General features: G+C 70.6%; 24 protein-coding genes. 13 read left to right on the forward strand and 11 right to left on the reverse strand.

Going from position 1 to position 25019, the window contains the following annotated elements; all coding sequences use genetic code 11:
- The first annotated feature begins 65 nt into the window (after positions 1–65).
- Entirely contained in the window at positions 66–2456 is a 2391-nt protein-coding gene (locus G6N64_RS20865; RefSeq protein WP_174266853.1) for a CaiB/BaiF CoA-transferase family protein, read from the forward strand.
- A gap of 37 nt (positions 2457–2493) precedes the next feature.
- Positions 2494–3969, forward strand: a complete 1476-nt coding sequence (locus G6N64_RS20870) for an acetyl-CoA acetyltransferase (RefSeq protein WP_163799376.1) — start codon at positions 2494–2496, stop codon at positions 3967–3969.
- A 3-nt stretch (positions 3970–3972) separates the two neighbouring features.
- On the opposite strand, the gene G6N64_RS20875 is transcribed toward G6N64_RS20870, so the two are convergent.
- Together G6N64_RS20875 and G6N64_RS20880 are read right to left on the reverse strand one after the other, a co-directional pair.
- Entirely contained in the window at positions 3973–4734 is a 762-nt protein-coding gene (locus G6N64_RS20875; protein WP_264002304.1) for a GolD/DthD family dehydrogenase, read from the reverse strand.
- 17 nt (positions 4735–4751) lie between these two features.
- Positions 4752–5672 (reverse strand): sugar-binding transcriptional regulator, encoded by a 921-nt coding sequence (locus G6N64_RS20880; protein ID WP_163799380.1) that lies wholly within the window; start codon positions 5670–5672, stop codon positions 4752–4754.
- Positions 5673–5837: 165 nt separating this feature from the next.
- On the opposite strand from G6N64_RS20880, the gene G6N64_RS20885 reads away from it, so the two are divergent.
- From G6N64_RS20885 to G6N64_RS20935, 11 genes are all read left to right on the forward strand, one after another.
- Positions 5838–6473, forward strand: a complete 636-nt coding sequence (locus G6N64_RS20885; protein ID WP_163799382.1) for an SIS domain-containing protein — start codon at positions 5838–5840, stop codon at positions 6471–6473.
- Positions 6470–7960: an FGGY family carbohydrate kinase gene (locus tag G6N64_RS20890; RefSeq protein WP_163799384.1), complete on the forward strand. Its 1491-nt coding sequence runs from the start codon at positions 6470–6472 to the stop codon at positions 7958–7960. The genes G6N64_RS20885 and G6N64_RS20890 overlap by 4 nt, the downstream gene beginning before the upstream one ends.
- Positions 7957–8613: a beta/alpha barrel domain-containing protein gene (locus G6N64_RS20895; RefSeq protein WP_163799386.1), complete on the forward strand. Its 657-nt coding sequence runs from the start codon at positions 7957–7959 to the stop codon at positions 8611–8613. Before G6N64_RS20890 ends, G6N64_RS20895 begins: the two co-directional genes overlap by 4 nt.
- Positions 8614–8648: 35 nt before the next feature.
- Complete coding sequence (locus tag G6N64_RS20900) at positions 8649–9638, forward strand: NAD(P)-dependent alcohol dehydrogenase (RefSeq protein ID WP_174266979.1); 990 nt, start codon at positions 8649–8651, stop codon at positions 9636–9638.
- 11 nt (positions 9639–9649) lie between these two features.
- On the forward strand, positions 9650–10441 hold the full coding sequence (locus G6N64_RS20905) for an SDR family NAD(P)-dependent oxidoreductase (RefSeq protein ID WP_163799389.1): 792 nt from the start codon (positions 9650–9652) through the stop codon (positions 10439–10441).
- A complete protein-coding gene (locus G6N64_RS20910) occupies positions 10435–11499 on the forward strand; it encodes a zinc-dependent alcohol dehydrogenase (RefSeq protein ID WP_163799392.1) in 1065 nt (354 codons plus the stop codon). The genes G6N64_RS20905 and G6N64_RS20910 overlap by 7 nt, the downstream gene beginning before the upstream one ends.
- Positions 11496–13067, forward strand: coding sequence for a sugar ABC transporter ATP-binding protein (locus G6N64_RS20915; protein WP_163799394.1), 1572 nt, complete (start codon positions 11496–11498; stop codon positions 13065–13067). The genes G6N64_RS20910 and G6N64_RS20915 overlap by 4 nt, the downstream gene beginning before the upstream one ends.
- Entirely contained in the window at positions 13064–14098 is a 1035-nt protein-coding gene (locus tag G6N64_RS20920) for an ABC transporter permease (RefSeq protein WP_163799396.1), read from the forward strand. The genes G6N64_RS20915 and G6N64_RS20920 overlap by 4 nt, the downstream gene beginning before the upstream one ends.
- Before the next feature lie 61 nt (positions 14099–14159).
- Positions 14160–15209: a sugar ABC transporter xylitol/D-threitol-binding protein ThpA gene (gene thpA / locus G6N64_RS20925; protein WP_163799398.1), complete on the forward strand. Its 1050-nt coding sequence runs from the start codon at positions 14160–14162 to the stop codon at positions 15207–15209.
- 49 nt (positions 15210–15258) lie between these two features.
- Positions 15259–16308: a substrate-binding domain-containing protein gene (locus G6N64_RS20930; protein ID WP_163799400.1), complete on the forward strand. Its 1050-nt coding sequence runs from the start codon at positions 15259–15261 to the stop codon at positions 16306–16308.
- Positions 16309–16459: 151 nt separating this feature from the next.
- Positions 16460–16813: a VOC family protein gene (locus G6N64_RS20935; RefSeq protein ID WP_163799402.1), complete on the forward strand. Its 354-nt coding sequence runs from the start codon at positions 16460–16462 to the stop codon at positions 16811–16813.
- A gap of 73 nt (positions 16814–16886) precedes the next feature.
- Here the strand turns inward: G6N64_RS20935 and G6N64_RS20940 are convergent, their stop codons facing one another.
- From G6N64_RS20940 to G6N64_RS20980, 9 genes are all read right to left on the reverse strand, one after another.
- Positions 16887–20057 carry a helicase HerA domain-containing protein gene (locus tag G6N64_RS20940; RefSeq protein WP_163799404.1) on the reverse strand — a complete coding sequence of 1057 codons (3171 nt, stop codon included), beginning with the start codon at positions 20055–20057 and terminating at the stop codon, positions 16887–16889.
- The gene (locus tag G6N64_RS20945; RefSeq protein WP_174266854.1) at positions 20057–20749 is read right to left on the reverse strand and encodes a hypothetical protein; all 693 of its coding nucleotides are present in this window, start codon (positions 20747–20749) and stop codon (positions 20057–20059) included. The genes G6N64_RS20940 and G6N64_RS20945 overlap by 1 nt, the downstream gene beginning before the upstream one ends.
- The gene (locus G6N64_RS20950; protein WP_246230735.1) at positions 20746–21798 is read right to left on the reverse strand and encodes an endonuclease domain-containing protein; all 1053 of its coding nucleotides are present in this window, start codon (positions 21796–21798) and stop codon (positions 20746–20748) included. Before G6N64_RS20950 ends, G6N64_RS20945 begins: the two co-directional genes overlap by 4 nt.
- Complete coding sequence (locus G6N64_RS20955) at positions 21788–22318, reverse strand: hypothetical protein (RefSeq protein WP_246230736.1); 531 nt, start codon at positions 22316–22318, stop codon at positions 21788–21790. The genes G6N64_RS20950 and G6N64_RS20955 overlap by 11 nt, the downstream gene beginning before the upstream one ends.
- 113 nt (positions 22319–22431) lie before the next feature.
- Positions 22432–22977, reverse strand: a complete 546-nt coding sequence (locus G6N64_RS20960) for a 3-hydroxyacyl-CoA dehydrogenase (RefSeq protein WP_163799407.1) — start codon at positions 22975–22977, stop codon at positions 22432–22434.
- Positions 22978–23019: 42 nt separating this feature from the next.
- Positions 23020–23352, reverse strand: coding sequence for a TfoX/Sxy family protein (locus tag G6N64_RS20965; RefSeq protein ID WP_163799409.1), 333 nt, complete (start codon positions 23350–23352; stop codon positions 23020–23022).
- A gap of 11 nt (positions 23353–23363) precedes the next feature.
- On the reverse strand, positions 23364–24110 hold the full coding sequence (locus tag G6N64_RS20970) for a DUF72 domain-containing protein (protein WP_163799412.1): 747 nt from the start codon (positions 24108–24110) through the stop codon (positions 23364–23366).
- Between the two features lie 12 nt (positions 24111–24122).
- Positions 24123–24770, reverse strand: a complete 648-nt coding sequence (locus G6N64_RS20975) for an endonuclease (RefSeq protein ID WP_163799414.1) — start codon at positions 24768–24770, stop codon at positions 24123–24125.
- A gap of 53 nt (positions 24771–24823) precedes the next feature.
- A complete protein-coding gene (locus G6N64_RS20980) occupies positions 24824–25012 on the reverse strand; it encodes a hypothetical protein (RefSeq protein ID WP_163799417.1) in 189 nt (62 codons plus the stop codon).
- Between the last annotated feature and the right edge of the window lie 7 nt (positions 25013–25019).

Here is a 25019-nt window from a genome sequence, read left to right on the forward strand (position 1 = left end):
GTCGAACGCGGTCCGGCGACCACCCCGTACGTCGTCGCGCCGGACGCTGGACGATACTGATCATCATGCTTGACACGTGTCAGCTATTGGCGTCGCTACGCGTGCTGGACGTCGGCGGAGCCGAATCCGACGGCGTCGGTCGGCTGTTGGCCGATCTCGGCGCCGACGTGCTCAAGATCGAGCCGCCGGGCGGGTCGTCGGCGCGACGACATCCCCCGGCGGTGGCCGGAGTCGGCATCCCGTTCGCCCTCGACAACGCCAACAAGCGCTGCGCTGAACTGGATGCCGCGGTCGCCGAGGATCGCGACCGCCTGGTCGACCTGGTGGCCGAGGCCGACGTGGTCGTCGACGGCGGGCGACCGGGCGGACTGTCGGCCTTCGGGACCTCGGCAGCCGAACTCGCCGATCGATTCGGTCATCTGGTCGCACTGTCGGTGACCGACTTCGGCACGGACGGCCCGTACGCCTCCTGGGAGGCCACCGACTCGGTGCTCTATGCGATGTCGACGGCGCTGTCGCGGTCGGGCCCGACCGTCGGCCGTCCCGTCCTGCCACCGCACGGCATCGCGTCTACGACCGCGGCCGCACAGGCGGCCTGGGCGGTGCTGGTCGCGTACTTCCACCGCCTGCGCTCCGGCAGGGGTGACTCCGTCGACCTCGCGCGCTTCGAAGCCGTCGTGCAGACCCTCGACCCGCCGTTCGGCTCCGAGGGCCAGGCCGCCGTCGGGCTCAAGGCCTCAAACCAGCTGTGGCGCGGCCGACCGCGCAACCAGCAGATCTACCCCACCTTTCGCTGCCGCGACGGACACGTCCGACTCTGCGTGCTGTCGGCTCGGCAGTGGCGCGGGATGCGGGCCTGGCTCGGTGAACCCGCCCGCTTCGCCGACCCCGCGTTCGACACCATCGGGGCACGCTACGCCGCGTCCGCGGAACTGAACGCCCTCATCGCGGCCCGCTTCGCCGACGCGTCGATGGACGATCTGGTGGCCGAGGGACGGGTACGCGGCGTACCGATCGCCGCCGTTCTGTCTCCGACGGAAGCCCTTGCGAGCGAACACCTCCGAGCGGTGGGCGCGTTGCGGTCCGTTCGCCTGGCCGACGGCCCGCCGCTCGACGTGCCCGTCGGGGCCTTCGTGATCGACGGCGCCCACGCCGGTCTGCGGCACCCCGCACCCGCCGCGGCCGGGGACCGCACCGAGTGGCTACCGAGGCCGCACCCCGCACCCGACGTCGGCACGGCCGACGAGACGGATCGGCCGTTCGCCGGACTGCGGATCCTCGACCTCGGGGTGATCGTCGCGGGCGGGGAACTCGGCAGGCTCTTCGCCGACCTCGGGGCGGACGTCATCAAGGTGGAGAGCGCCGCGTACCCCGACGGGCTGCGCCAGACGGCCCCGGGCCAGCAGATGAGCCGGTCGTGGGCGCTCACCCACCGCAACGAACGCAGCCTGGGCCTCGATCTACGACACCCTCTGGGCGCGGCCGTCTTCCGACGTCTGGTGGCCTCCGCCGACGCGGTGTTCGCCAACTTCAAGCCCGGGACGCTGGATTCGCTCGGCTTCTCGCTCGACGAGCTGCGCGCCGCCAACCCCCGGATCGTGCTCGCGGAGAGCAGCGCCTTCGGCGCGACCGGACCGTGGAGCGAGCGGATGGGGTACGGCCCGCTGGTGCGCGCCACCACCGGCGTCAGCAGGCTGTGGTCGGACCGCCATCCGGGCAGGGTGGCCTCGGGGTCGTCGGAACCCCGCGACGCGACCACGATCTTCCCCGACCACGTGGCGGCGAAGCTGACCGCCATCGCCGCGCTGGCCGCGCTCATCGGCCGCCGCGGCGTCGGCTCGCGGGTGCACGTGTCCCAGGCCGAGGTGGCGGTGAACCAACTTGCGGCGTCCTTCGTCGCCGACGCGGCGCGCGCGGGCGGAGCCGACGTCCGGCCCGACGACGCGGTCGACGCCGTTCTGCCCTGCGCGGGTGACGACGAGTGGTGCGTCGTCTCGCTGACCGACGCCTCACACCGGAGCACGCTGGCCACCCTTCTCGGACTCGCCGAGGTGCCGGCCGACGACGCCGACCTCGTCGACGCCGCGGCTACGTGGACCGGGGCGCTGGACAAGTCGGAGGCCACCCGCGTGCTGCAGGCCGCGGGGATTCCCGCCGGGCCGATGAATCGAGCCGTCGACGTCCTCACCGATCCGCAGCTCGAGGCCCGCGCCGCCTTCGGCCGGATGGACCACCCGCTGTTCGACGCCCCGATGCCCACCGAGATCCACCCCGCACCGTTCCGCCACGTCCCCGACGCGGACCTCCGTCCGGCACCCATGCCCGGCGAGCACACCGCCGAGATCTGCCGCGACGTGCTCGGGATGAGCGCCGAGGAGGTCGCCGCACTGGCCGCCACCGGTGCGGTGTTCGCCTGGGCCGGTTCCGAGCACCCGCTCCTCGAGTCCACCCCGTGACCCGGCCAGCCGGTCACACCAGCAGAGAGGTCACCCCTTGACCATCGATCCCCGCACGCCGGTCCTCGTCGGCTACGGCCAGGTGAACCAGCGCGACGTCGACCCCTCGACCGAGCCCGTCGACCTGATGGAGTCGGCCGCACGCGCGGCCGCCGATCCGCGGGTGCTCGAGGCCGTGGACTCGGTCCGCATCGTGAACCTGCTGTCCTGGCGGTACCGCAACCCGGGACTGCTTCTGGCGCAACGGATCGGCGCGTCGGGGGCCGAGGGCCGGTACACGAGCATCGGGGGCAACGTGCCGCAGTCCCTGGTGAACCAGGCGTGCCTGGACATCCAGGCCGGCCGGGTCGACACCGTCCTGATCGCCGGCGCCGAGACGTGGCGCACCAGGACGAGGGTCAAGTCCGCAGGCGAGCACCTGGACTGGACCATGCAGGACGACTCGGTGCCCGTGCCGCCCGGTGGCGACGACGAGTTCCTCATGGCCGGTGAGGTCGAGATCCGCATCAAGCTGGATCGGCCGTCGTACGTGTACCCAATGTTCGAGCAGGCCGTCCGGATCGACGCGGGGGAGACCCCGGACGCACACCGCAGGCGGATCGGCGAGCTGTGGGCCCGCTTCAGCGAGGTGGCCGCGGGCAACGAGCACGCCTGGAGCACCGAAGCCGTTGCAGCCGAGGACATCTGGCAGCCGTCGGAGAAGAACCGGATGGTCAGCTGGCCGTACACGAAGCTGATGAACTCGAACAACATGGTGGACCAGGGCGCCGCGCTGGTGCTGACGTCCGCTGAGAACGCGACTCGGCTGGGCGTCCCGCGGGACCGGTGGATCTTCCCGTACGCGGGCACCGACGCGCACGACACCTACCTGATCGGTGAGCGCGCGGAGTTCCACCGATCGCCGGCGATCCGGATCGCCGGGCGGCGTGCACTGGAACTCGCGGGCGTCGGTATCGACGACGTCGACCTCGTCGACGTCTACTCGTGCTTCCCGTCGGCCGTGCAGGTCGCCGCCCGCGAACTCGGTCTGCCGCTGGACGATCCGCGTCGACCGCTCACCGTGACGGGCGGGTTGACGTTCGCCGGGGGGCCCTGGAACGACTACGTCTCGCACTCGATCGCCACGATGGCGGAGCGCCTCGCCGCGCAGCCCGAGTCGGTCGGCCTGATCACCGCCAACGGCGGCTATCTCACCAAGCACAGCTTCGGCCTGTACGGCGCCCAGCCGCCGACGGGCGAATTCCGTTGGCAGGACGTGCAGTCCGAGGTCGACGCCGAGCTCACGCGGGTCGCCGAGGACGACTGGGCGGGCACCGGGACGGTGGAGACGTGGACGACGCCGTTCACCCGGGAAGGCGCGCCGGAGAAGGCGTTCGTCGCCGTCCGCACACCGGCCGACACCCGTGCGCTCGCGGTGCTCACCGACCCGTCGGACGCGTTGGCCAGCGTCACCGAGGACATCGCAGGCGCGAAGGTGACGGTCGCGGCGGACGGCACGGCCGCGCTCGGCTGAGCGTTAGCGGATCGTGTAGCCGCCGTCGACCAGCAGGTCGGCGCCGTTGATCATGCCCGCGGCGTCGGAGGCGAGGAACACCGCGGCCGCCGCGACCTCGTCGGGGAGGGCGAAGCGGCCGGTGGGGATCAGCTTCTTGAGCGCCTCCCCACGGGGGTTGTCCCACGCCTTGATCCCGAGGTCGGTGAGGACGACGGTGGGGGAGATGGTGTTGACGCGCACGCCACGTCCGGCCCACTCGCTGGCCAGCACCTTCGACACGCCGACCACGCCGAACTTCGATGCGCAGTAGGCGACGTGCTCGTCGAGAGCCACGGACGCGGCCTGAGAGGCCATGTTGACGATCGATCCCCGCCCGGCGGCGAGCATGTGCATGCCCGCCGACTGGCAGACCAGGAACGTGCCGGTGAGGTTGATGGCGATGGTTCTCGTCCACATGTCCAGCGGCAGGTCCTCCGCGGGCGCCAACGCGGCGATGCCCGCACAGTTGACCAGCACGTCGATCCCACCGAAGTGGCCGACCACCGCGTCGACCGCGGCGTCGACGGACGCGGGATCGGCGACGTCGCAGGCGAACCCGGCCGAACCCGGCAGTTCCCGCGCGGTGGCCTCAGCGCCGTCGCCGTCGAGGTCGACGACGGCGACCCGCGCCCCCTTCGTCGCGAACGCGCGTGCGATGGCCGCGCCGATCCCGGAGGCCGCACCGGTGACCATCGCCACCTTGCCGTCGAGCCGGAAGTCGAAGTCCACCTGCGGGGTTGACACGTGTGGTGTCCTTTCGGTCATGCGAGCACCGCGGCTGCGATGTCGCTGTCGGTGACCAGGGACGAGACCAGACCGGAGCGCAGCACGGCACGCGTCGCGGTGATCTTCTCGGGGCCCGTGGCCAGGGCGATGCGGGTCGGGATGGCGCGCAGGAGGGTCTCGTCGATGCCCATCCGGCGCTGATCGAGGCCGGCGACGCGTGCGCCGTCGTCGTCGAGCAGGAGCGCGCAGGTCTCGGCGACCACGCCCGCGGCCTCGAGTTCGGCGGCCTCCGCGGGCGGTAGCGAGCCGTACACCTGCGACGCGCCGGGCACCCACGCACCCACCGAGACGATGGCGCAGGTGACCTTGCCGTGGTGTGCGACGGTCTCGCGGATCTGCGGGTTGTCGCCGAGGCTCTCGGCCGTCCGGGCGTCCGGTACGACGAGCGGTGCGTAGAGGGGCCAGGACTCACCCCCGCTGACCTCGCTGATCCGGCGCACCAGGTCGACGCCGCTGTGCGTGATTGCACCCGCCATCCCGGTGAGCTGGACGACGTCGCAGCGGGGCAGGGAGGTGAGGTGCGGCGCGATGTTGGTCAGGGTGCGACCGCAGTCCACGCCGATGACGTCGCCGTCGCGCAGGATCGACTGCAGCAGCTCGGCCATCGCCTTGGCGACGGCGTCCACGCGATCGGCCGCGCTCGTCGAGTCGGCCGCGACGGCGTAGGCGTGCTCGAGACCGTAGCGGCGCTGCAGTGCCGTGGACAGGTCGACGTCGATGGAGCCGGGATTGTTGATCTTGATCTCGACCATCCCCGACTCGAGTGCCTCGTCGAGCATCCTCGCCACCTTGAACCGGGACAGCCCGAATTCCTCCGCGATCTGGATTCGGGTGCGACCCTCGAGGTAGTAGCGCCGCGCGATGACCGCGCGCTGGAACAGCTCATCGGGTCCCATGGCGGCCCCCTCTCACCCTTGCTGACCAGCACTTCACCGGCCCACTGCACATATGTGCAGCGGCGTTGACATATGAGCATAGGCGTTGCATGATCCTCGTCACAACGTTTTTGACACCTTTCGGCGCGACTCGCGCGCACCGAGGACCCCGGAGATCTGACACGCATGGGCATGGACGACACGGCGCTCGTCACCGTCGCGGGCGCCGTCCTCGCACGTGAGTCGGCCGCCGTGGCCGCCCTCGTGGGAACCGTCGAGGCCGGCGTGGTCGACGTCGCCAAGCGCCTGGTCGCCATCGCCGGCAAGGTCGTCACCACCGGCTCCGGGACCTCCGGGATCATGGCCGAACGACTGGCCCACCTGCTGTCGGTGTGCGGCACGCCCGCCGTCTACCTGCCCGCGATGGATGCGCTGCACGGCGGCATGGGCGCCATCACCGACACCGACCTCGTCCTCGCCATCTCCAAGACCGGCCAGTCCCAGGAACTCACCCGGCTCGTCGACCGGCTCGTCGGCCGGGGCGTGCACGTCGTCGCGGTGACCGAGTCGCCCGAGTCGCCGTTCGCCGCGGCCGCGACGAGTGTCGCCGCGCTGCCGGCGACGCCGTCGGGTGCGGACCCCGGCGACATGATCGCGACCGCCAGCACGCTGGTGGTGGGCGCCTGGGGCGACGCGGTCTCGGTGGTGGCGATGGCGCTGCGCGGTCACACCCTCGACGACGTCGTCGACAGCCACCCGGCCGGGGGCGTCGGCTTCCGCGGCCGCAGGCCCGGCGACGCCGCACCGGTGGTGTCGGCATGACCGACGCGTGCGTCCTCGGGGTCGACTCCTCGACCCAGTCGTGCAAGGTGGAGGTCCGCGACCTCGCCACCGGAAGGCTCCTCGCCACCGGCGCCGCGCCGCACCCGCCGGCGTATCCGCCGAGCAGCGAGCAGCATCCACGAGACTGGGTGGCCGCCTTCACGACCGCGGCACGCGAGGCGCTGGACCGGTGCCCCGGCCGCCCCGCGGTGCGGGCGATCTCGGTGGCCGCTCAATGCCACGGACTGGTGCTGCTCGACGAGCACGGCCGCCCTCTGCGGGCCGCGAAGCTCTGGAACGACACCACCGGCGCGCCGAACCTCGCGCGCCTGGTCGACGACATCGGCGCCCAGCCGTGGATCCGCCGCATCGGTTCGCTGCCCACCGCTGCGTTCACGATCGCCAAGGTCGCGTGGATGGCCGAGCACGAACCGGGCATGTTCGACCGGACCGCGGCGATGGTGCTGCCCCACGACTACCTGACGTACTGGCTGACCGGAGCCCTCGTCACCGATCGCTCGGAGGCCTCTGGCACCGGCTACTTCGACACCGCGGCGCGTCAGTGGGTTCCGGAGTACCTGAGTCTGGCCGCAGGACACCGTGATTGGCCCGCGATGCTGCCCACCGTGCTCGGTCCCTGCGAGGCCGCCGGGACGCTGCGCGCGGAGGCCGCCGACGCCCTGGGCATCGACGACGCCGACGTCCTCGTCGGACCCGGCGGCGGCGACCAGCACGCGGCCTACCTCGGACTGGGACTCGACGACGGCGACCAGTACATCGGCATCGGAACGTCCGGCGTCGTCGCCACCTCCACCCGCGCGCCGATCTTCGACCCGACCGGCATGGTCGACGGGGTCGCCGATCTGACGGGTGGGTACCTGCCGCTGGTCAGCACGCTCAACGCCGCCCGCGTCGGCGACGTCGCCGCCCGACTGCTCGGCACCGACCTCGCCACCCTCGCCGACCTCGCCCTCGCCGCGGGCGACCGACGGGGTCCGGTCCTGGTGCCCTACCTCGACGGCGAGCGCAAGCCCAACCGTCCCGACGCCCACGGCACCGTCGCCGACCTCACCTCCCACACGACCCGCGAGGAACTGGCCCGCGCATTCGTCGAGGGCCCGCTGCTGTCGCTGATGAGCGCTCGGGACGATCTGCGCGCGTGCGGCGTCGACCTCGACGGCAGCCCCGTCGCGGTCGGTGGCGGCACCCGGTCGCGGGCCACCCTGCAACTGCTCGCCGACCTCCTGGGCGAGCAGGTCACCGTGCTCGACGCCGACGAGGCCACCGCACGGGGCGCCTGCGTCCAGGCCGCCGCCGTCGCCGCCGGAACCGACGTCGCGGGTCTGCGCGACCTCGCCAAGCGCTGGCAACCCGCCGTGCGCGAACAGGTTTCCCCCCGCACCACCGGTCGCGACCTCGCCGCGCTGCGCGGACGCTGGGCCGAACTCGCCCGCATGACCCAGCTCGACGGCGGAGGGCGACCGTGACCGCACCCGCCGTGCTCGCACCGTGGCACCGCGACTACCCCGGCCTGATCGCCGGGTCGATGTACGCCGCCGCCCCCGGGGACCGGCTCGCCGCAGCCACCGCACTCGCCCACGCGGGCATGACGATCCACGCCGACCTGATGGCCGTCGGGGAGGGGCTGCCCGAGGGGGTCGCCCTCGACGACCTCAGGGCCGCCGCCGACCGCGTCCTGCCCGCCCGGATCGACGTCCACCTGATCGGGTCCGCCGACTTCGTCGACGACGTGCTCGACGACGTCCTGGCCACCGGGCCGGCGCGCGTCATCCTGCCGTGGGACGCGTTCACCGATGGCCGCGCCGCAGCGATCCGGGCAGCGGACGCCGGCGCGTGGATCACGGTGTGGGACGAGTGGGACGGCGTCACCGACGGTCCGCACTGGCCCGCGGCACCCGACGGCGTCCTGGTGATGCTCATCGAGCCGGGCACCTCCGACCGCTGCCGCATCGCGCGGCTGAACCTGGTCACGGCCTGCACCGTCGGACACCCCGAGCTGCCGGTGATGGTCGACGGCGGCGTCACCGAAGTCATTGCGCCACTGTGCGTCACGGCCGGCGTCACGCAGATGGTCGTCGGCCGCGCACTACTGAACTCCAACCGAAGGGAAGCCACGTGACCGACACATTGCCCGACACCATGCGGGCCAGCGTCATGACGGGGGTCGAGACCCTGCGCATCGAGGATCGTCCCGTGCCGACGCCCGGACCGCGCGAGGTCCTCGTCGAGGTCGCCGCGGTCGGCGTCTGCGGCTCCGACGTGCACTACTACCGCCACGGCCGGATCGGCGACTTCGTCGTCGACGACCCGATGATCCTCGGTCACGAACTGTCCGGGCGCATCGCCGCCGTCGGCGACGGCGTCGACCCCGGCCGCATCGGCCAGCGCGTCGCCGTCGAGCCGCAGCACCCGTGCCGACGGTGCACGCAGTGCACGGCAGGCCGCTACAACCTGTGCCCGGAGATGAAGTTCTACGCCACGCCGCCGATCGACGGCGCGTTCTGCCGCTTCGTCACCATCGACGACGACATGGCCCACCCCGTCCCGGACTCCATGTCCGACGAGGCGGCCGCACTGCTCGAGCCGCTGTCGGTGGCGATCACCACGATGCGCAAGGCCGGCGTCGCGCCGGGCACCTCGGTGCTGATCGCCGGTGCCGGACCGATCGGCGTCATCTGCGCGCAGGCCGCGCGGGCGTTCGGTGCGGCCCGCATCGTCGTCAGCGATCCCGTCGCCTCGCGACGCGAGGGCGCGCTGCGGTTCGGCGCCACCGAGGTCCTCGACCCGATGACCGACGACGTCTCGGCGATCGACCCCGTCGACGCCTTCATCGACGCCAGCGGCGTCCCTGTGGCCGTCGTCGCCGGCATCAAGGCGGTCGGTCCCGCCGGACACGTCGTGCTCGTCGGCATGGGCGCCGACGAGTACCCCCTGCCCGTCAGCCACATCCAGAACCTGGAGATCACCGTGACCGGGGTGTTCCGATACACCGACACCTGGCCCGCCGCAATCCATCTGGTGGCCAGCGGCGCCGTCGACCTCGACGCCATGGTGACCGGTCGCTACGACCTCGAGCACGCCGCCGACGCCCTCGAGAGCGACACCGATCCCGACAGCCTCAAGTCCATCGTCCGTCCGAATTGAGTGAGCCCCCAGTGACACAGACCGGCGCCGCGAGCGCTACCAAGACGTCCCCCTTCGACCTGACCGGCCGCACCGCACTGGTGACCGGCGGTAATCAGGGCCTGGGCAAGGCATTCGCGTTCGGCCTCGCCGAGGCCGGCGCCACCGTGGCCATCGCGGGCCGCAGTGCCGAACGCAACGACGTCGTCGTCGCCGAGGCTGCGGAGCAGGGCCACGAGTTCCACCCGATCGCCGCCGACATCACCCGCGCGGACGACGTCGCGCGGATGACCGCCGAAGCCATCGCGGCCCTCGGACACGTCGACATCCTGGTCAACAACGCGGGGACCTGCTACCACGCCGAGTCCTGGGACGTCACCGAGCAGCAGTGGGACGACGTGTTCGACCTCAACGTGAAGGCGCTGTGGGCGTGCTCGCTCGCGGTGGGCGCCCACATGCGCGAGCGCGGCAGCGGCTCGGTGGTCAACATCGGCTCGATGTCGGGCCTCATCGTCAACCGCCCGCAGATGCAGCCCGCCTACAACGCCTCCAAGGCGGCCGTGCACCACCTCACCAAGTCCCTTGCCGCGGAGTGGGCCCCGCTCGGCATCCGGGTCAACGCCGTGGCGCCGGGCTACTGCAAGACCGAGATGGCGCCGGTCGACCGCCCCGACCTGAAGCGGCACTGGATCGACGACGCACCCCAGCAGCGGTACGCGATGCCCGAGGAGATCGCGCCGAGCGTGGTCTTCCTCGCCAGCGACGCCGCGTCGTTCATCACCGGCTCCGTGCTGGTGGCCGACGGCGGGTACACCGCATGGTGACGCCCACCGTCGACGACGTCACCACCATCAGGCGCGTCGTCGTCAACGCCCTCGACGACGTGGTGTTCGAGACCGTCTCCCGCGGCGAACCCGCAGCGGGGGAGGCGAGGGTCTCCACGACGCTGGTGGGTGTCTGCGGGTCCGACCTGCACGCCGCGTGCGGCCGGCACCCGTTCATCGACCTGCCCTACCGGCCCGGCCACGAGGCCGTCGGGGTCGTCGAGGCGGTCGGTGCCGACGTCGACCCGGAGTGGGTGGGCCGCCGCGTGGCGCTCGAGCCCAACCTCGCGTGCGGACACTGCACGCAGTGCGTGGCGGGTCGCTACAACATCTGTCGCGAGCTCCTGGTGTTCGGGTGTCAGACCCCGGGCGCGCTGGCCGATTCCTTCACGGTGGCCACCGACCGCCTGGTTCCGATCCCCGACGACCTCGACGACGTCCACGCCATCCTGATCGAGCCGCTGGCGACCCCGGTGCACACCGTGCGCCGTGCCGCCGAACTCGTCGGCGACCTGCGCGACCGGCCCGTCGTGGTCATCGGCGCCGGTCCGATCGGCCTGTTCACGCTGCTCGCCGCCCGGCACGCGGGCGCGCGGGTCGTGGTGGCCGACCTGCTCGCCTCCAAGCGGGAACGGGCCGAACGCCTCGGTGCGGTCGGCAGTTTCGACCCCACCGCCGACGATGCGGTGGCCCTCGCACTCGACCTGCTCGGCGGCCCCGCGGCCGTGGTCATCGACTGCGTGTCCCTCGAGAGTTCCGTCGCCCAGGCCGTCGACCTCGTCGACAAGGGTGGCGCGATCATGATCGTCGGCGTGGCCGAGGGCCCGACCAGCGTGCCGCTCAACCTCATTCAGGACCGGGAGCTCGCGCTGGTCGGCAACCTGATGTACGTGCGCGAGGACTTCACGGCGGCGATCGACCTGCTGCGGTCCGGCACGGTCCCGGTCGACGAGATCGTCAGCGCCGAGTTCGACCTCGATCACGCCCCCGAGGCGTTCGCCGCGTCGGCGGACCCCGAGAACGTCAAGGTGCTCATCCGCGCAGGAGGTTCGTCGTGACCGAAACGGTGCTCGAATGCGCCGACATCAGCAAGAGCTTCGGCGGCGTCCCGGTGCTCAAGGGCATCTCGTTGAACCTGGCGCCGGGCACCGTCACCGCACTCGCCGGTGAGAACGGTGCGGGCAAGTCGACGCTGATGAAGATCGTCAGCGGCCAGTACACCGCCGACTCGGGCACCGTCACGGTGCAGGGTGCGCACCTCGCGGCGGGCAACACCCGCGACGCCGTCCGGCACGGCGTGGCGATCGTGCCCCAGGAGCTCGCCTCGATCGAGGACATGACCGTCTACGAGAACCTTTTCGTGGGGCGGGAACTGACGGTCGGGCCGTTCCTGAACCGCCGGGCCATGATCAGCGAGGCCGAGGACACCCTCGCGGTGTTCGACGTCTCCATCCCGCCGACCGCGCGCATGGGCAGCCTGCCCGTGGGACTGCGCCAGATCGTCGAGATCGTCAAGGCCGCACGCACCGGCGCCCGCGTGGTCATGCTCGATGAGCCGACGTCCGCGATCTCCGAACGCGAGGTCGAGGGTCTCTACAAGATCGTCCGTCGGCTCCGCGAGCACGGCGTGGCGATGGTGTACACCACCCACAAGATGGCCGAGATCCGTGCGATCGCCGACCGCGTGGTGGTGCTGCGCGACGGCGGGCTGATCCTCGACGAGACCATCGATCGCGTCAGCGACGACGACATCGTCACCGCGATGATCGGCCGCGAACTCGACGCACTGTTCCCCTCTCGCGTCCCTCCGAAGTCCGACGCGGTCCTCGAGGTGCGCGACCTGCAGGTCGACGGCGCATCGGAGCCGGTGTCGTTCTCGGTGCGGGCCGGCGAGATCGTCGGTCTGGCAGGGCTCGTCGGCGCGGGCCGTACCGAGCTGCTCGAGGCGATCTTCGGTGCCAGGCACACCTCGGCCGGGGAGATCGTGGTGCGCGGCCGTGCCGTGAAGCGCAATTCACCCGCCGCCGCCATCACCGAGGGCATGGCCATGGTGCCCGAGGACCGCAAGATCTCCGGGGTCGTGCTGTCGATGAGCGTGCTGGACAACGGCTCGCTGCCGCGGCTGTCGTCGTTCAGCGTGGCCGGCTGGCTGCGCGGCAAGGCGCGCTCGAAGGCCGTGTCGGACGTGATGACGTCGGTCCGGCTGCGCAGCAGCGGGCTGGGCCAGCTCGTCGGCACGCTGTCGGGCGGCAACCAGCAGAAGGTGGTGCTGGCCCGCTGGCTCACCGGCGAGGTCAACGTGCTGCTGCTCGACGAGCCGACGCGTGGCGTCGACGTCGGGGCCCGTAGCGAGATCTACCGCATCATCACCGAATTCGCCGAGGCCGGCATGGCCGTCGTGATGGCGTCTTCGGACATGCCCGAGATCATCGGGCTGTCGCACCGGGCGTTCGTCATGCGCGACGGCGCGTTCGTCGGCGAACTCGACCGCGACGCACTCGATCATCCGACGGTTCAGGAATCCGTGTTCCGCATGGCGACCGCCCTGGACGGGCCGAAACCCGGCCATGACACATCAACCCCGACGGCCGAGGCTCGGCCCGATTCACCGGAGGCAGCACAGTGAGCACCCCACTCGACACCGAGGACGCACCGGAGTCGTCCAAGACCGTCGTGACGTCGCCGATCACCGGGGAACCGGTCAAGCTGTTCTCCCGGGAATGGCTCGGCGGCATCGCGCTGCGGTACTCGATGGTCATCATCATGCTGCTGGTCATCGCGTACTTCAGTTACCGCAGTGCGCGATTCGGAACCGTCGACAACCTGGTCACGATCCTCGTCGCCGCGGCGCCGTTCGCGCTCATTGCGCTCGGGCAGACGCTCGTGGTCCTCACCGGCGGCATCGACCTGTCGGTGGGCAGCGTCATCGCGGTGTCGGCGATGGCCGGTGCCGCGACCGCCAAGGCCAACCCGGGACAGGTGTGGATGACGGTCTCGGTCGCCATGCTGGTCGGCTTGGTCGTCGGCTCGGTGAACGGGATCCTGGTCTCGCGCATCAACGTTCCACCGTTCATCGCGACGTTGGGTACGTTGACGGCCGGGTCGGGACTGGCGTACGTCATCGGCGGCGGCGCCCCGATCAACGGTCTGCCCGCCGAGTTCGGGTCCATCGCCAACACCAAGGTGCTCGGCCTCACGATCCCCGTGCTCGTCATGATCCTCGGTATCGTCGTGCTGGCGGTCGTCATGAAGCGGACCACCTACGGCATGCGCGTGTACGCGGTCGGCGGCAACCGCAACGCCGCCGAGATCGCGGGCATCAACGCCAAGAACGTGCTGTTCAGCGTCTACGCGCTGTCGGGCCTGCTGGCCGGGATCTCCGGCGTCATGCTGGCGTCGCGCGTCATCTCCGGCCCGCCCAACCTCGGTCAGGGCTACGAGCTCGACGCCATCGCCGCCGTCGTGATCGGCGGCGCGAGCCTCATGGGCGGTCGCGGCACGATCTGGGGAACCGTGCTGGGCCTGTTCATCATCCAGACCCTCAACAACGGTCTGGACATCCTCGTCGTGCCCGCCTACTGGCAGGACGTCATCAAGGGCGTGCTGATCGTCGCCGCCGTCGCCGTCGACGTCTGGTCCTCACGACGACGAACGTGACCGCCCGCCCGGCGGGCCACCGAAGTTTCGGATTCAACCCCACCCAAGGAAAGAGAACACAATGAGACTGGGAACGAAGATGTTCGCGGTTGCCTCGGCCACCGTGCTGGGCTTCGGCATGACGGCGTGCGGGGCGGGTGACACCGAGGCCAACAGTGACACCACCCGCGTCGGCGTCTCGGTGTACGACATGAGTTCGTTCATCACCGCCGGCAAGGAGGGCATGGACCAGTACGCCAAGGACAACGACATCGAGTTGGTGTGGAACTCCGCCAACCTCGACGTGTCGACCCAGGCCAACCAGGTCGACTCGATGATCAACCAGGGCGTCGACGCGATCATCGTCGTTCCCGTGCAGGCTGATTCGCTCGGGCCGCAGGTCGCGTCGGCCAAGGCCAAGAACATCCCGCTCGTGCCGGTCAACGCGGCACTGGACAGCACCGACATCGCGGGCAACGTCCAGCCCGACGACGTCGCCGCCGGCGCACAGGAGATGCAGATGATGGCCGACCGGCTGAACGGTCGCGGCAACATCGTGATCCTGCAGGGCCCGCTCGGTCAGTCCGGCGAACTCGACCGCAGCAAGGGCATCGAGCAGACCCTGGCCAAGTACCCCGACATCAAGGTGCTCGCCAAGGACACGGCCAACTGGAAGCGCGACGAGGCCGTCAACAAGATGAAGAACTGGATCTCGGGCTTCGGGCCGCAGATCAACGGCGTCGTCGCCCAGAACGACGACATGGGTCTCGGTGCGCTGCAGGCACTCAAGGAGTCCGGCCGCACCGACGTGCCGATCGTGGGCATCGACGGGATCGAGGACGGGCTCAACGCCGTCAAGAGCGGTGAGTTCATCGGCACCTCGCTGCAGAACGGCACCGTCGAGCTGTCCGCCGGCCTGGCCGTCGCGAACGCCCTCGCCAAGGGCGAGCAGGTCAACAAGGAGCCCGTGTACATCATGCCGGCGATCACCAAGGACAACGTCGACGTCGCGATCCAGCACGTCGTGACCGAACGGCAGAAGTTCCTCGACGGACTGACCGAGCTGACCACGCAGAACCTCAAGACCGGCGACATCGCGTACGAGGGCATCCCCGGCCAGAAGCAACCGTGACACCGCGTCACGCAACCGATTCCACGAAGCAGAGAGTGAGAACCATCAGATGAGACTGTCCACCCGGGTCGGGGCGATCGCCGCGGCAGGCGTGCTCGGACTGACCATGACGGCGTGCGGTGCGGGCGACACCGAGGCCAACAGCAACACCACCCGCATCGGCGTGACGGTGTACGACATGAGCTCGTTCATCACCGCGGGCAAGGAGGGCATGGACACCTATGCCAAGGCCAACGACATCGAGCTGGTCTGGAACTCCGCCAACAACGACGTGTCGACCCAGGCCGGCCAGGTCGACTCGCTGATCAATCAGGGCGTCAAGGCGATCATCGTCGTTCCCGTGCAGGCTGATTCGCTGGCACCCCAGGTCGCCGCGGCCAAGGAGAAGGGCATTCCGCTGCTCGCCGTGAACGCGGCGCTGGACACCCCGGACCTCGCGGGCAACGTGCAGCCCGACGACGTCGCCGCCGGCGAGCAGGAGATGCAGATGATGGCCGACCGCCTGGGCGGACGGGGCAACATCGTGGTCCTGCAGGGACCGCTGGGCGGCTCCGGCGAGATCAACCGCGGCAAGGGCATCGACAACGTGCTCGCCAAGTACCCGGACATCAAGGTGCTCGCGAAGGACACGGCCAACTGGAAGCGCGACGAGGCCGTCAACAAGATGAAGAACTGGATCTCCAGCTTCGGGCCGCAGATCAACGGCGTCGTCGCCCAGAACGACGACATGGGCCTGGGCGCGCTGCAGGCGCTCAAGGAGGCCAACCGGACCGACGTGCCGATCGTGGGCATCGACGGCATCGAGGACGGCCTGAACGCCGTCAAGAGCGGTGAGTTCATCGGCACCTCGCTGCAGAACGGCACCGTCGAGCTGTCGGCCGGCCTGGCCGTGGCCAACGCGCTGGTCAAGGGCGAGAAGGTGAACACCGAGCCGGTGTACGTGATGCCGGCGATCACCAAGGACAACGTCGACGTCGCGATCCAGCACGTGGTGACCGATCGGCAGAAGTTCCTCGACGGCCTGGTGGACCTGACGAAGAAGAACCTCGAGACCGGCGACATCGCCTACGAGGGCATCCCGGGGCAGAAACAGCCCTGATCGAGAGTTCCGGCAGGCTCTCGCCGGGGCGACGGTGGGCCCCGTGTACGCATTCGATCCAGGATGTGGACACGGGGCCCACACTCGTCTGGCGATGAGTTCCGCCGCCTGCGGCGGTCTACCCGTGCAGAACCCGACGAGAGGATGGACCGTGTCCTTCGAACACGTACTGGCCGTCGTCCCCGTGTCCGACATCGAGGTGTCGGGCGCGTGGTACGAGAAGCTGTTCGGCCGCCCGGCCGACAACAACCCCATGCCACCGCTCGTCGAGTGGCAGGTGGTCCCCGGTGGCTGGGTGCAGGTGTTCGTCGACGAGCAGCGTGCCGGTCACGGCCTGGTCAACGTCGCCGTCGACGATCTGGCGGCCCACGTCGACCGGGCCCGCTCCGCCGGCCTGGGGGTCGGCGACGTCGAGGACGTGAACAAGGGCGTCCAGTTGGCGACGCTCACCGACCCGGACGGCAACCTCGTCCGCATGATCGGCGGCTTCCGCGTCGAGTACTGACGCCTCTGCTGCCGAGTGTGCGGGTCGATACACCCGATTCCGCAGAATCCGTGTCTCGAGCCCGCACTCGCGGTCAGGTGCGCGGCCGCAACGGCCGACGCGCGAGCTCCAGCACCTCCTCGGTGGTGAGGGGACTGTGCGGGTGATGGGAGAGGCACCACGGCGTCGTGATCTTGTGGAACGCGCTGCCCTCCAGCGCCGCATAGAAGTTGCCCGCTCGCAGCCTGCTGATGTCGGACACGTAGCCGCCCTTGACGCGGGCGAACTCCTTCGCGATGGCGATCTGATTCGGGGAGTTCAACAGCCCGTAGAACTGCGTCGCCGCGTTGCCCGGGATGTTGTTGTGCAGGCCCCGGGGGGACTGCGTCGCGAACACCAGGCCCAGGCCGTACTTGCGCGCCTGCGACGACAGCGCCAGCGTGCTCTGCAGCGACACGACGCTGCGACCGGACGGGGCGAAGTTCTGCGCCTCGTCCATGACGAGGAGACCGCCCAGCGGTCGGTCGCCGGCGGGGTTGCGCTTGATCCACGCGAACATCGCCATCTGCAGCTGGCTGACGAATCCGGCCTTCTGCTGGTCGTTCTGGAGCCCCACCATGCTGATGACCGAGACCCGGGCCCGGTAGCCAGGGGACGGCGTCATGAGCGCCCCCGGATCCGCCGACGCGCCGCGGCCACCGAACATCGGGTCGTTGACCATGGCGGCGCGCAGATTCTGGCTGAGCTCACCGGCCCGGTCCCTGGCGTTGCTGATCACGCTGACGCCGTCGGGCAGGTCTGCGAGCGCGGCGAGGAAGCCGGGCAGCGTGGGCGACGGCTGCCGCCCGTACCACTGCAGCGCCTCGCGGAGCACCGCACGTGACTGGTTCGCCTTCGGCGTCTTGCCGGCGATCATGGCGTGCGACTCCATTGCGGCGAAGGCGAATTCGACGGCCTCGTGGTACTCGTCGGGGTCGTCGGCCACGCTCGCGAAGTCGGGGAGCGGTCGGAACGACAGCGGCCTGCCACCACCGCGACCGGGGGTCCACACCACGACCTCGGTGTTGGTCAGGTAGTCCTCGGCGCGCGCGGTGTCGGCCGACCGCCAGCCGCTCGGCTTCTCCGGCCACGGCAGTCCGAGTCGTGCCAGATCGTTGTTGACGTCCAACACGATCGACGACACACCACGCAGGGCGCATTCCTCGACCAGCCGCCGGATGAGGACCGTCTTGCCCGAACCCGAACCGGCGAAGATGGCGGTGTGCTTGCGGAGCGCGAGCAGGTCGACGTTCAGGCGCTCACCCGATGCGTCGTCCACGCCGAGCGGGATGGCGGTGGGGGAGACGTCCTCAGGGCCGTCGTCGCCCGAGTCGTCCCGCTCGTCCTCCTCCTCGATGTCCTCCACCGGAGTATCCGGGGCCTTGGGCGGCGGAGGACCGGCGACGTCGCCGAGTGCGTCGCGCAGGAACGCCAAGCCGTGCGCGGGCCTTCGCGCCTGCAGCCAGGCCGGCAGGTCCGGGTGGTTGTCGGCGATCAGGTCCCGCAGAGCCGACAGCGTCCGGAGGTCGTCGTCGGTGAGGGTGAGCGTCCGGCCACCGGCCTGCTCGAAGTCCGCGAGCAGCGCGGAGGTCTTCGCACCGGTCGGCCACGGGATGTTGCGCAGGAGGAACAGCTTGCGCTTGTCGACGTTCGTCCCGAAGCCCGCGGCGGAGTACGCGTTCTTGATGCGGCTCTGCGTGGCAACGGCGTTGGTGCTGGCGATGGCGCGGAAGCCCCAGTGCCGTTCGTCGTCGCCGCCGGCGTCGAGGCTTTGCCGCAGCCTGCCGTGCAGGTGGGCCTGGCGGGTCGGTGGCGGCGGATCGAGCCGGAACGTCTGCTCGGCGTCGCCCCGTTCGGTGATCCACGCGTCGAGTGCGGCCGACAGCAGGACGGGCACGGTGGTGTCCTCGCCCTCGGGATCGAGCGCCGCGGCTCCCACGGCGCGCCGCCGGTAGTCGGCGAATCTGCGGTCCAGTTCGGTGCTGTCCCCGGGGACGTCCTCGCCCCGGCCTGAGCGCTCGTAGGGGTCGTCCGTCGCGGACGAGCGAAGCTGCGCCAGCTCCTCGACGACGCCGCGGTCCAGGCACGCGCGGACGTGAGTGTCGGCCCGCTTGAGCAACATTCGCGGGGTGTAGTCCGGCGCGTCGTCGAACGCCGACGGGAGGATGGGCCAACTCGGGTACGGCGGGTCGAATTCGACGGCGCGGTAGCTGGCCGTGAACCGTCGCTCGAGGATCGCGCGCCCGACGTCGGCGCTGGGGAGGCCCTGCAGCTTCGTCGCCTCCCGGAACCTGTCGGCAACCGTGTCGGTGGCGCGGTGCCGGATGGCTTCCCAGGCCGTGGGCAGGCACGCGACGACGGCGGCGGTCCGTCGCATGTTCTGGCGGATCGACATCAGCCCGTGCGCAACGTGTTCGACGTCGCTGTTGCTGGTGGTGCCATCCGCGCGGGTGGAGTCGATCCGGTCCGCGCCCTGCGCGAGGAGCGTGTCGATCTGGTCGATCGCCAGCACCGCCGGACCGGCCAGCGAGACCAGCCACGAGATGTCGCGGACGAGTTCCTGTGCGGACAGCGTCGACACGCCGATCGACCAGAACCTGCGTCCCGAGTCGTCCACGTCCTCGGCGTTGTTGAGGTAGGCCTGTCCGACGTCCTGGACGTCGAAGTCCATGGCTGCGGACAGCACCAGCGCGCGCAGCGTGTGTCGCGTCTGCCCGACCGTCGCCGGATCGGCGGTGCGCAGGGCATTGATGAAGCGGCTCAGGACTTCCGGGGTCAACGGGTCGTCGCCGATGATCGCCTTGCGGTCCACCCGGGAGACCGGCGCCACCGAGCACAGCTGGTACAGCAGTTCCTTGAGTTGGGTCTCGCGGCCCTCGGCGGGACGGTTCAGGCTGCGCAGGATGCTGCTGCGCGCGGATTCCCAGAAGCTCGTGGCGTCGAGCAGCTCGACGACGAAGAAGAACCCGCCTGCGGCCTGGACGCGCTCCCGCACCTGGCCGAGCAGATGGGTCTTGCCGGAACCCGCGGGCCCCTGCACGACGACGCCCAGCGGGCTGGACTGCGGTTCGCGGCCAGCATCGGCAAACGCCGACATGACCTCGTCGAGGGCCCTGTCGTTGAATCCCGGCACGTGCAGTGCGCCCTGGGAGTGCCACAGGTCGTCTGCCGTGGGTGCCCACGACAGACGCAGCGAGCTGAGAGCTTCCCTCTCCAACGGTTCCATCAGTCCTCGATCGCGATCGCGTGCTTGGGTTGGTCGCCGATGGAGATCGCGGCGGCATGGTCCTCCGCGCTCAGCGTCTTCTGGTTGGCCTCGGGCACCAGGCTGACCCCGGGGATGCGGTACATCCGGGAGAGCGTGGCGTCGAGGTCGTGCCTGGCGACGTCGGCCAGTTCTCGCCGCAGGCGCACCAGGTCGACCCAGCCGCCGGGGCGGGTCACCAGCGTGGCGTAGGCGGCCCGGACCCTCGCCTCGACGTCGCCTGCGGGCGCATCGGGCTGGTCGCGCCGGTTCACGGCGTCGTCGGAGTTCGGGCCGGTGGTCTGCACGACGGGGTCCTCGTCCGGCGGGCCGAAGACGTCGCTGATCGGGAGGTCGTGGCGATCGACGTAGCGGCGCAACGCCTTGAGCACGGTGTACAGGGCCTTGCCCTGGCCCGACGGCCGATCCGGCGTGTCGGCGCCGATGATCGCCGCACACGTCACCCACCCGGCGTCCGTCAGCTCGAGCAGCATGGCGGGCCTCTCCACGGTCACCTCGAGGAGGCCGCGGCGGACCAGTTCGTCGCGGTTGGGCTTGTCCAGCTTGGGTCCGAGTTCGGCCAGCTCGGGGTTGCGGACGGCCCGCGCTTCGGCCATCAGAACCAGCAACACCGCCTGTTGGGTGCCGGTCAGTTCGTCCGGGGGCACGCTCACCGCAGGTTCCCTTCGTCGATTCTCTTCCTGGATAGCAGGCGTTCGATGTCCGCGATCACCCGCACGGGGTCGTCGGCGATGTCGTCGTTGGTGAATCGCAGGACCGCGTAGCCGTCGAGCACCAGGCCGTTGTCGCGCCGTCTGTCCGCCGCGTACTTGAGACTGCCACGATGATCCGGTCCGTCGATCTCCACGGCGCATCGCTCGGCGGGCCACATCAGGTCGACGCGGATCGGGGGAGCCAGCGAGTGACTCGCATACACCTGGTTCCACCTGCGGCCGACCGCCCAGTCGCACTGGGCGAGTCGCCGCTCCAGGGCCTGTTCGGCCTCGCTCGCGGGGTGCGGCATCCCGGCGACCGGTGGGTACTCGAGCGTCCTCGCGACGGTGGGTGCCGCCGGTCTCATCGCGCCGACGTAGGGCGGGACCGCCAGCGACCAGGTCGGGTACCGGTCGACGCCGGGCAGGGCGCCCGGCACGAGCCAGACCCCGATCGCCGCGTGGCCGACGAGCCACTCGAGCGCCAGGGCGATCTGGACGTCGTCGTCCACGGGGTCGGTGGGAGCGACCACGAGGATGACGCCGTCGCGCCCGTACCCGTCCGCGATGATCCGCGTAAGCCCGTCCGCCCGAGCCTCTCGCGGCAGGCGGCGGTCGGGAGTCCTCCCGGTCAGTGCCGCCTCGGCGACGTCGGCGAGGAACGGCCCGAAGTGGGCGCTCGACCCGGCGTGCCGATGGGCCAGTTCGCGGGCGACGCGACGGTCGAAGTCGCCGCCATGGGTGATCCCCTCGGCGCCGGGCAGCCAGGTGGGGAACAGGTCCAGCGCCACGGCCTCCATGCGGTCCAGGACGTCGTCGACGACGTCCTGCGCCGTGTGCCGGTCGGGAGCCGGGTCGTATCGCAGGGTCACGGGCACGCCGTCGGGCAGCGGATCGAGGGCCACCGCGAGTTGCTGGTCGGTCAGACCGGCGAGCCTGATCACCCGCCTGGTGGGCAGGTGGGTCGGAATCGGGGCGTCGCTCCCCGTCAGCGCGCGCTCACGGCGCATCGGCGGGCACGTCGACGTACTGCCACGTGAACGCCTCCGGCGAGAACGTGAAGCCGCGGGTCGTCTTGTCCGACATGCACGACACACCCGACTCCTCCTGCACGTTGCAGCGGAAGCCGGCGACCGAGAGCACCCGGTTGAACGGCAGCACGACGGGCGTCCCGTCGGGGCGCGCGAAGGCGGGTCCCGGCACCGCGCTGAACCGCGGCTCACCCTCCTTGGGGACCTCGATGACGTTAGGGGTCGAGGCCTCGCCGTCCGTGCCCGGCACGGTCGACGGGGCACCGGTGATCCCGAGCGCCGACTGGCTCGCCGTCTGGCAGCCCGCCGTCACCCGCGGCACGATCGCGCACCGCCACCGGCCGCTCGGACTGGTGAAGTAGTAGGCGGTGGTGCCGTCGGCCTGCGCCGCGGCGTAGTCGAAGTTGTTCACCAGGTGGACCAGGCTCGGTTGCGGCGGCGGGGGCGCCGGCGTGGTGCTGGTACTGGTGGCCGGTGGCTTCTCACCGGTGTCGACCACCGGACCGGAACATCCCAGACAGAGCAGAGTGGCGGCAACCGTCGCAACGCGTGTGTAGGCACCCATCGTGCGGTCAAGCCTGCCGGAAGCACCTGTGGACCGCGCACCCGGACCTATCGAAGCGCGTCGTGTCCGCGCGATCGGGAGTCCGATCCGCCGGCCGTCACGTCGTCGTCGAACCGTCCCCGCAACCACGGCCACACCGCAGCGATCTCGCGCACGAACACCTGCGCGCCTCGCCGTCCGACGCCTGCGAACTTCATCACCTCGTCGACGAGTCGAGCGGGGTCCTGGCCTGATCGCACGCCGAGGTTGCGCAGATCGCCGTCGTACTCGTCCTGGACTCGCCTCGCGACGTCACACAGATCGGCGGCCGAGCCGTCGTCCTCGGGCGCACATCCCGCACGATTCAGCACCGACACCGCCCGGTCTCGGTCTCCGGTGAGGACTGCGCGCGGTGACCGGAAGCCGGCCCGAAACAGCGAGCGTGCGGCGCGTGCGGCGACGTCCGCGCCGACCGGCTTGCCGACGAGCATGGCCAGGACCAGAAGTCGGAAGAGCGGCGCCGGCCTGTCCCTCAGGCGGACGCCGGCCTCCTCGGAGAAGGTCCGGCCCGCCTCCCCGAAGCGCCGTCGCGCGGAATGTCTCGAGTCACTCATCCCCTGTCGGCTACCCCCGTCCCGCGTACCGAAACGGGTCGGCTACTTGGGCGGGAGGGCCTTCGCGCACTGCACTCCGCGTGTCACCCACGCGCTGAGCAGGCGGGTCGTGCGTACCCCGTCGTCGCCGACGAGCAACCACCCCCGCGTCCGGCGGCCGGCCATCGTCATCTGCGTGACGTGCTCCCGGGACAGCAGTTCCTCGGCGTCGGCGGGCGGGACGCGGACCATCAGCCCGCCCCGTCCGCTGGCCGCGACGGCCATGTGCCCGGCGACCAGGAAGGCCAGCCCCCCGAACATCCGCTTCTCCTCGACGCCGCGCTCGGTGGCGAGCAGCTCCCGGATGCGGTTGGCCAGGTCCTCGTCGTACGCCACGATCAAGCATGTTAGGCCGGTGGCACGCCGGCGAGCAGCCCCTTCAGCGTGCGCGCATTGCGCACCGCATGACCCTCGCCGTCGTTGTTGAAGTAGACGAGCACGTCGCGGCCCTCGTCCTGCCACTCGCCGATGCGGTCGGCCCACCACCGGAGCGCGTCGTCGGTGTAGGAGCCCGCGTACAACCTGTCGTCCGGGCCGTGCATCCGGACGTAGACGAGCCGGCTGGTGGCCCTCGGCACGAGCGGCAGGCCGTGCCCACTGGTCACGACGTAGGCGGCACCGTGGCGTTCGAGGAGGTCGTAGACGTCCGCCGCATCCCACGACGGGTGGCGGAACTCGACGGCGACGGGGATCCAGTCCGACATGTCGGCGAGGAAGCGGTTGAGCAGTCCGACGGCGTCGTCGGTGCGGTCGATCGCCGGGTGCAACTGCACCAGGATGGCCTCGCGCCTCTCGCCCAGCGCGCGCCAGCAGCGTTCGAACCGCTCGACCCAGGCTTCCGGGTCGCGCAGCCGCCGGAAGTGCGTCAGGCCCCGGTGCGCCTTCACGGTCATGGTGAAGCCGTCGGGCAGCCGCCTGCTCCACCCCTCGAAGGTGGCATCCCTGGGCCACCGGTAGAAGCTCGCGTTGAGTTCCACCGTGTCGAACTCCTGGACGTAGCGTGCGAGACGTCCGGCGACCGGCAGGCCGGTCGGGTACAGCACGCCGTCCCAGTGGTCGTAGGACCACCCGGAGGTACCGATCCGGACGGTCACCGGCGTCCGCGCTCAAGTGGCGACGGCGTCGCGGACGTCGTCGTCCAGCGATGCGCGCACCAGTGCTGCGGCCAGTTCGGCGTTCGAACGCCCGGCGAGCGAGCCGAGTTCCGTGGGATCGGTGGGCAGACCCAGTTGCTTCGCGGTCGTCGTGGCGCGGTCGTCGAAGTAGGGACGCACCCAGGTCCACGTGTCCTGCACCTTGCGCAGGAAGATGTCGCTGCCCGTCTCGCCGATGCCCTTGAAGCGCTGCAGGAGTTTCGCGGCCGTCGCCGCGTCGTGGTCGGCCGCCTCGGCGAGCTTGCGGAGATCCCCGCCGTACTCGTCGCGGACGGCCTGGGCCATCTCGACGAGCCGGGTGGCCGAACTCTCGTCGTAGCGTGCGTAACTCGCGCGGCCGAACGCGTCGATCATGGTCTTGCGATCCGCATCGAGCACGGAGTCCGGGGTCCGGATTCCCGAGTGGAACAGCTCGCGGGCTGCGGCGACGGCGATGCCCGCGTCGATCGGCTTGCTGGCCAGCATGCACAGCGTCAGCAGCTGGAACAGGGGCATCGGGCTGTCCTTGAGCGTGATGCCCGCCTCGTCGGCGTAGGTGGTGCCCGCCTCCTTCAGCAGCCGCCTGACGACGTCCTTGGCATTGGTCTCTTTGGTCGGCACCGCCGGTGCCTACCCGCGCGGACGGCCGACAAACTCCGTCGACGGCGTGGTGCTCACTCCGCCACGGCGTCCACCGACCACGACCCGATCCGGTTGTACTCGGTGTCGTAGACGTCCTGCTTGTCGCCGGGCACCAGTTCGCCGAGGTCGGTGATCTCGTCACCCCAACCGCGCAGCAGGCGGCCGAGTTCGGCGTGTGCGTCCGGGGTTTCGGGCAGGTCCACTTCGAGGGAGAACTTCACGGCGCCG

This window comes from Mycolicibacterium sediminis, assembly GCF_010731735.1.
Lineage (GTDB): Bacteria > Actinomycetota > Actinomycetes > Mycobacteriales > Mycobacteriaceae > Mycobacterium > Mycobacterium sediminis.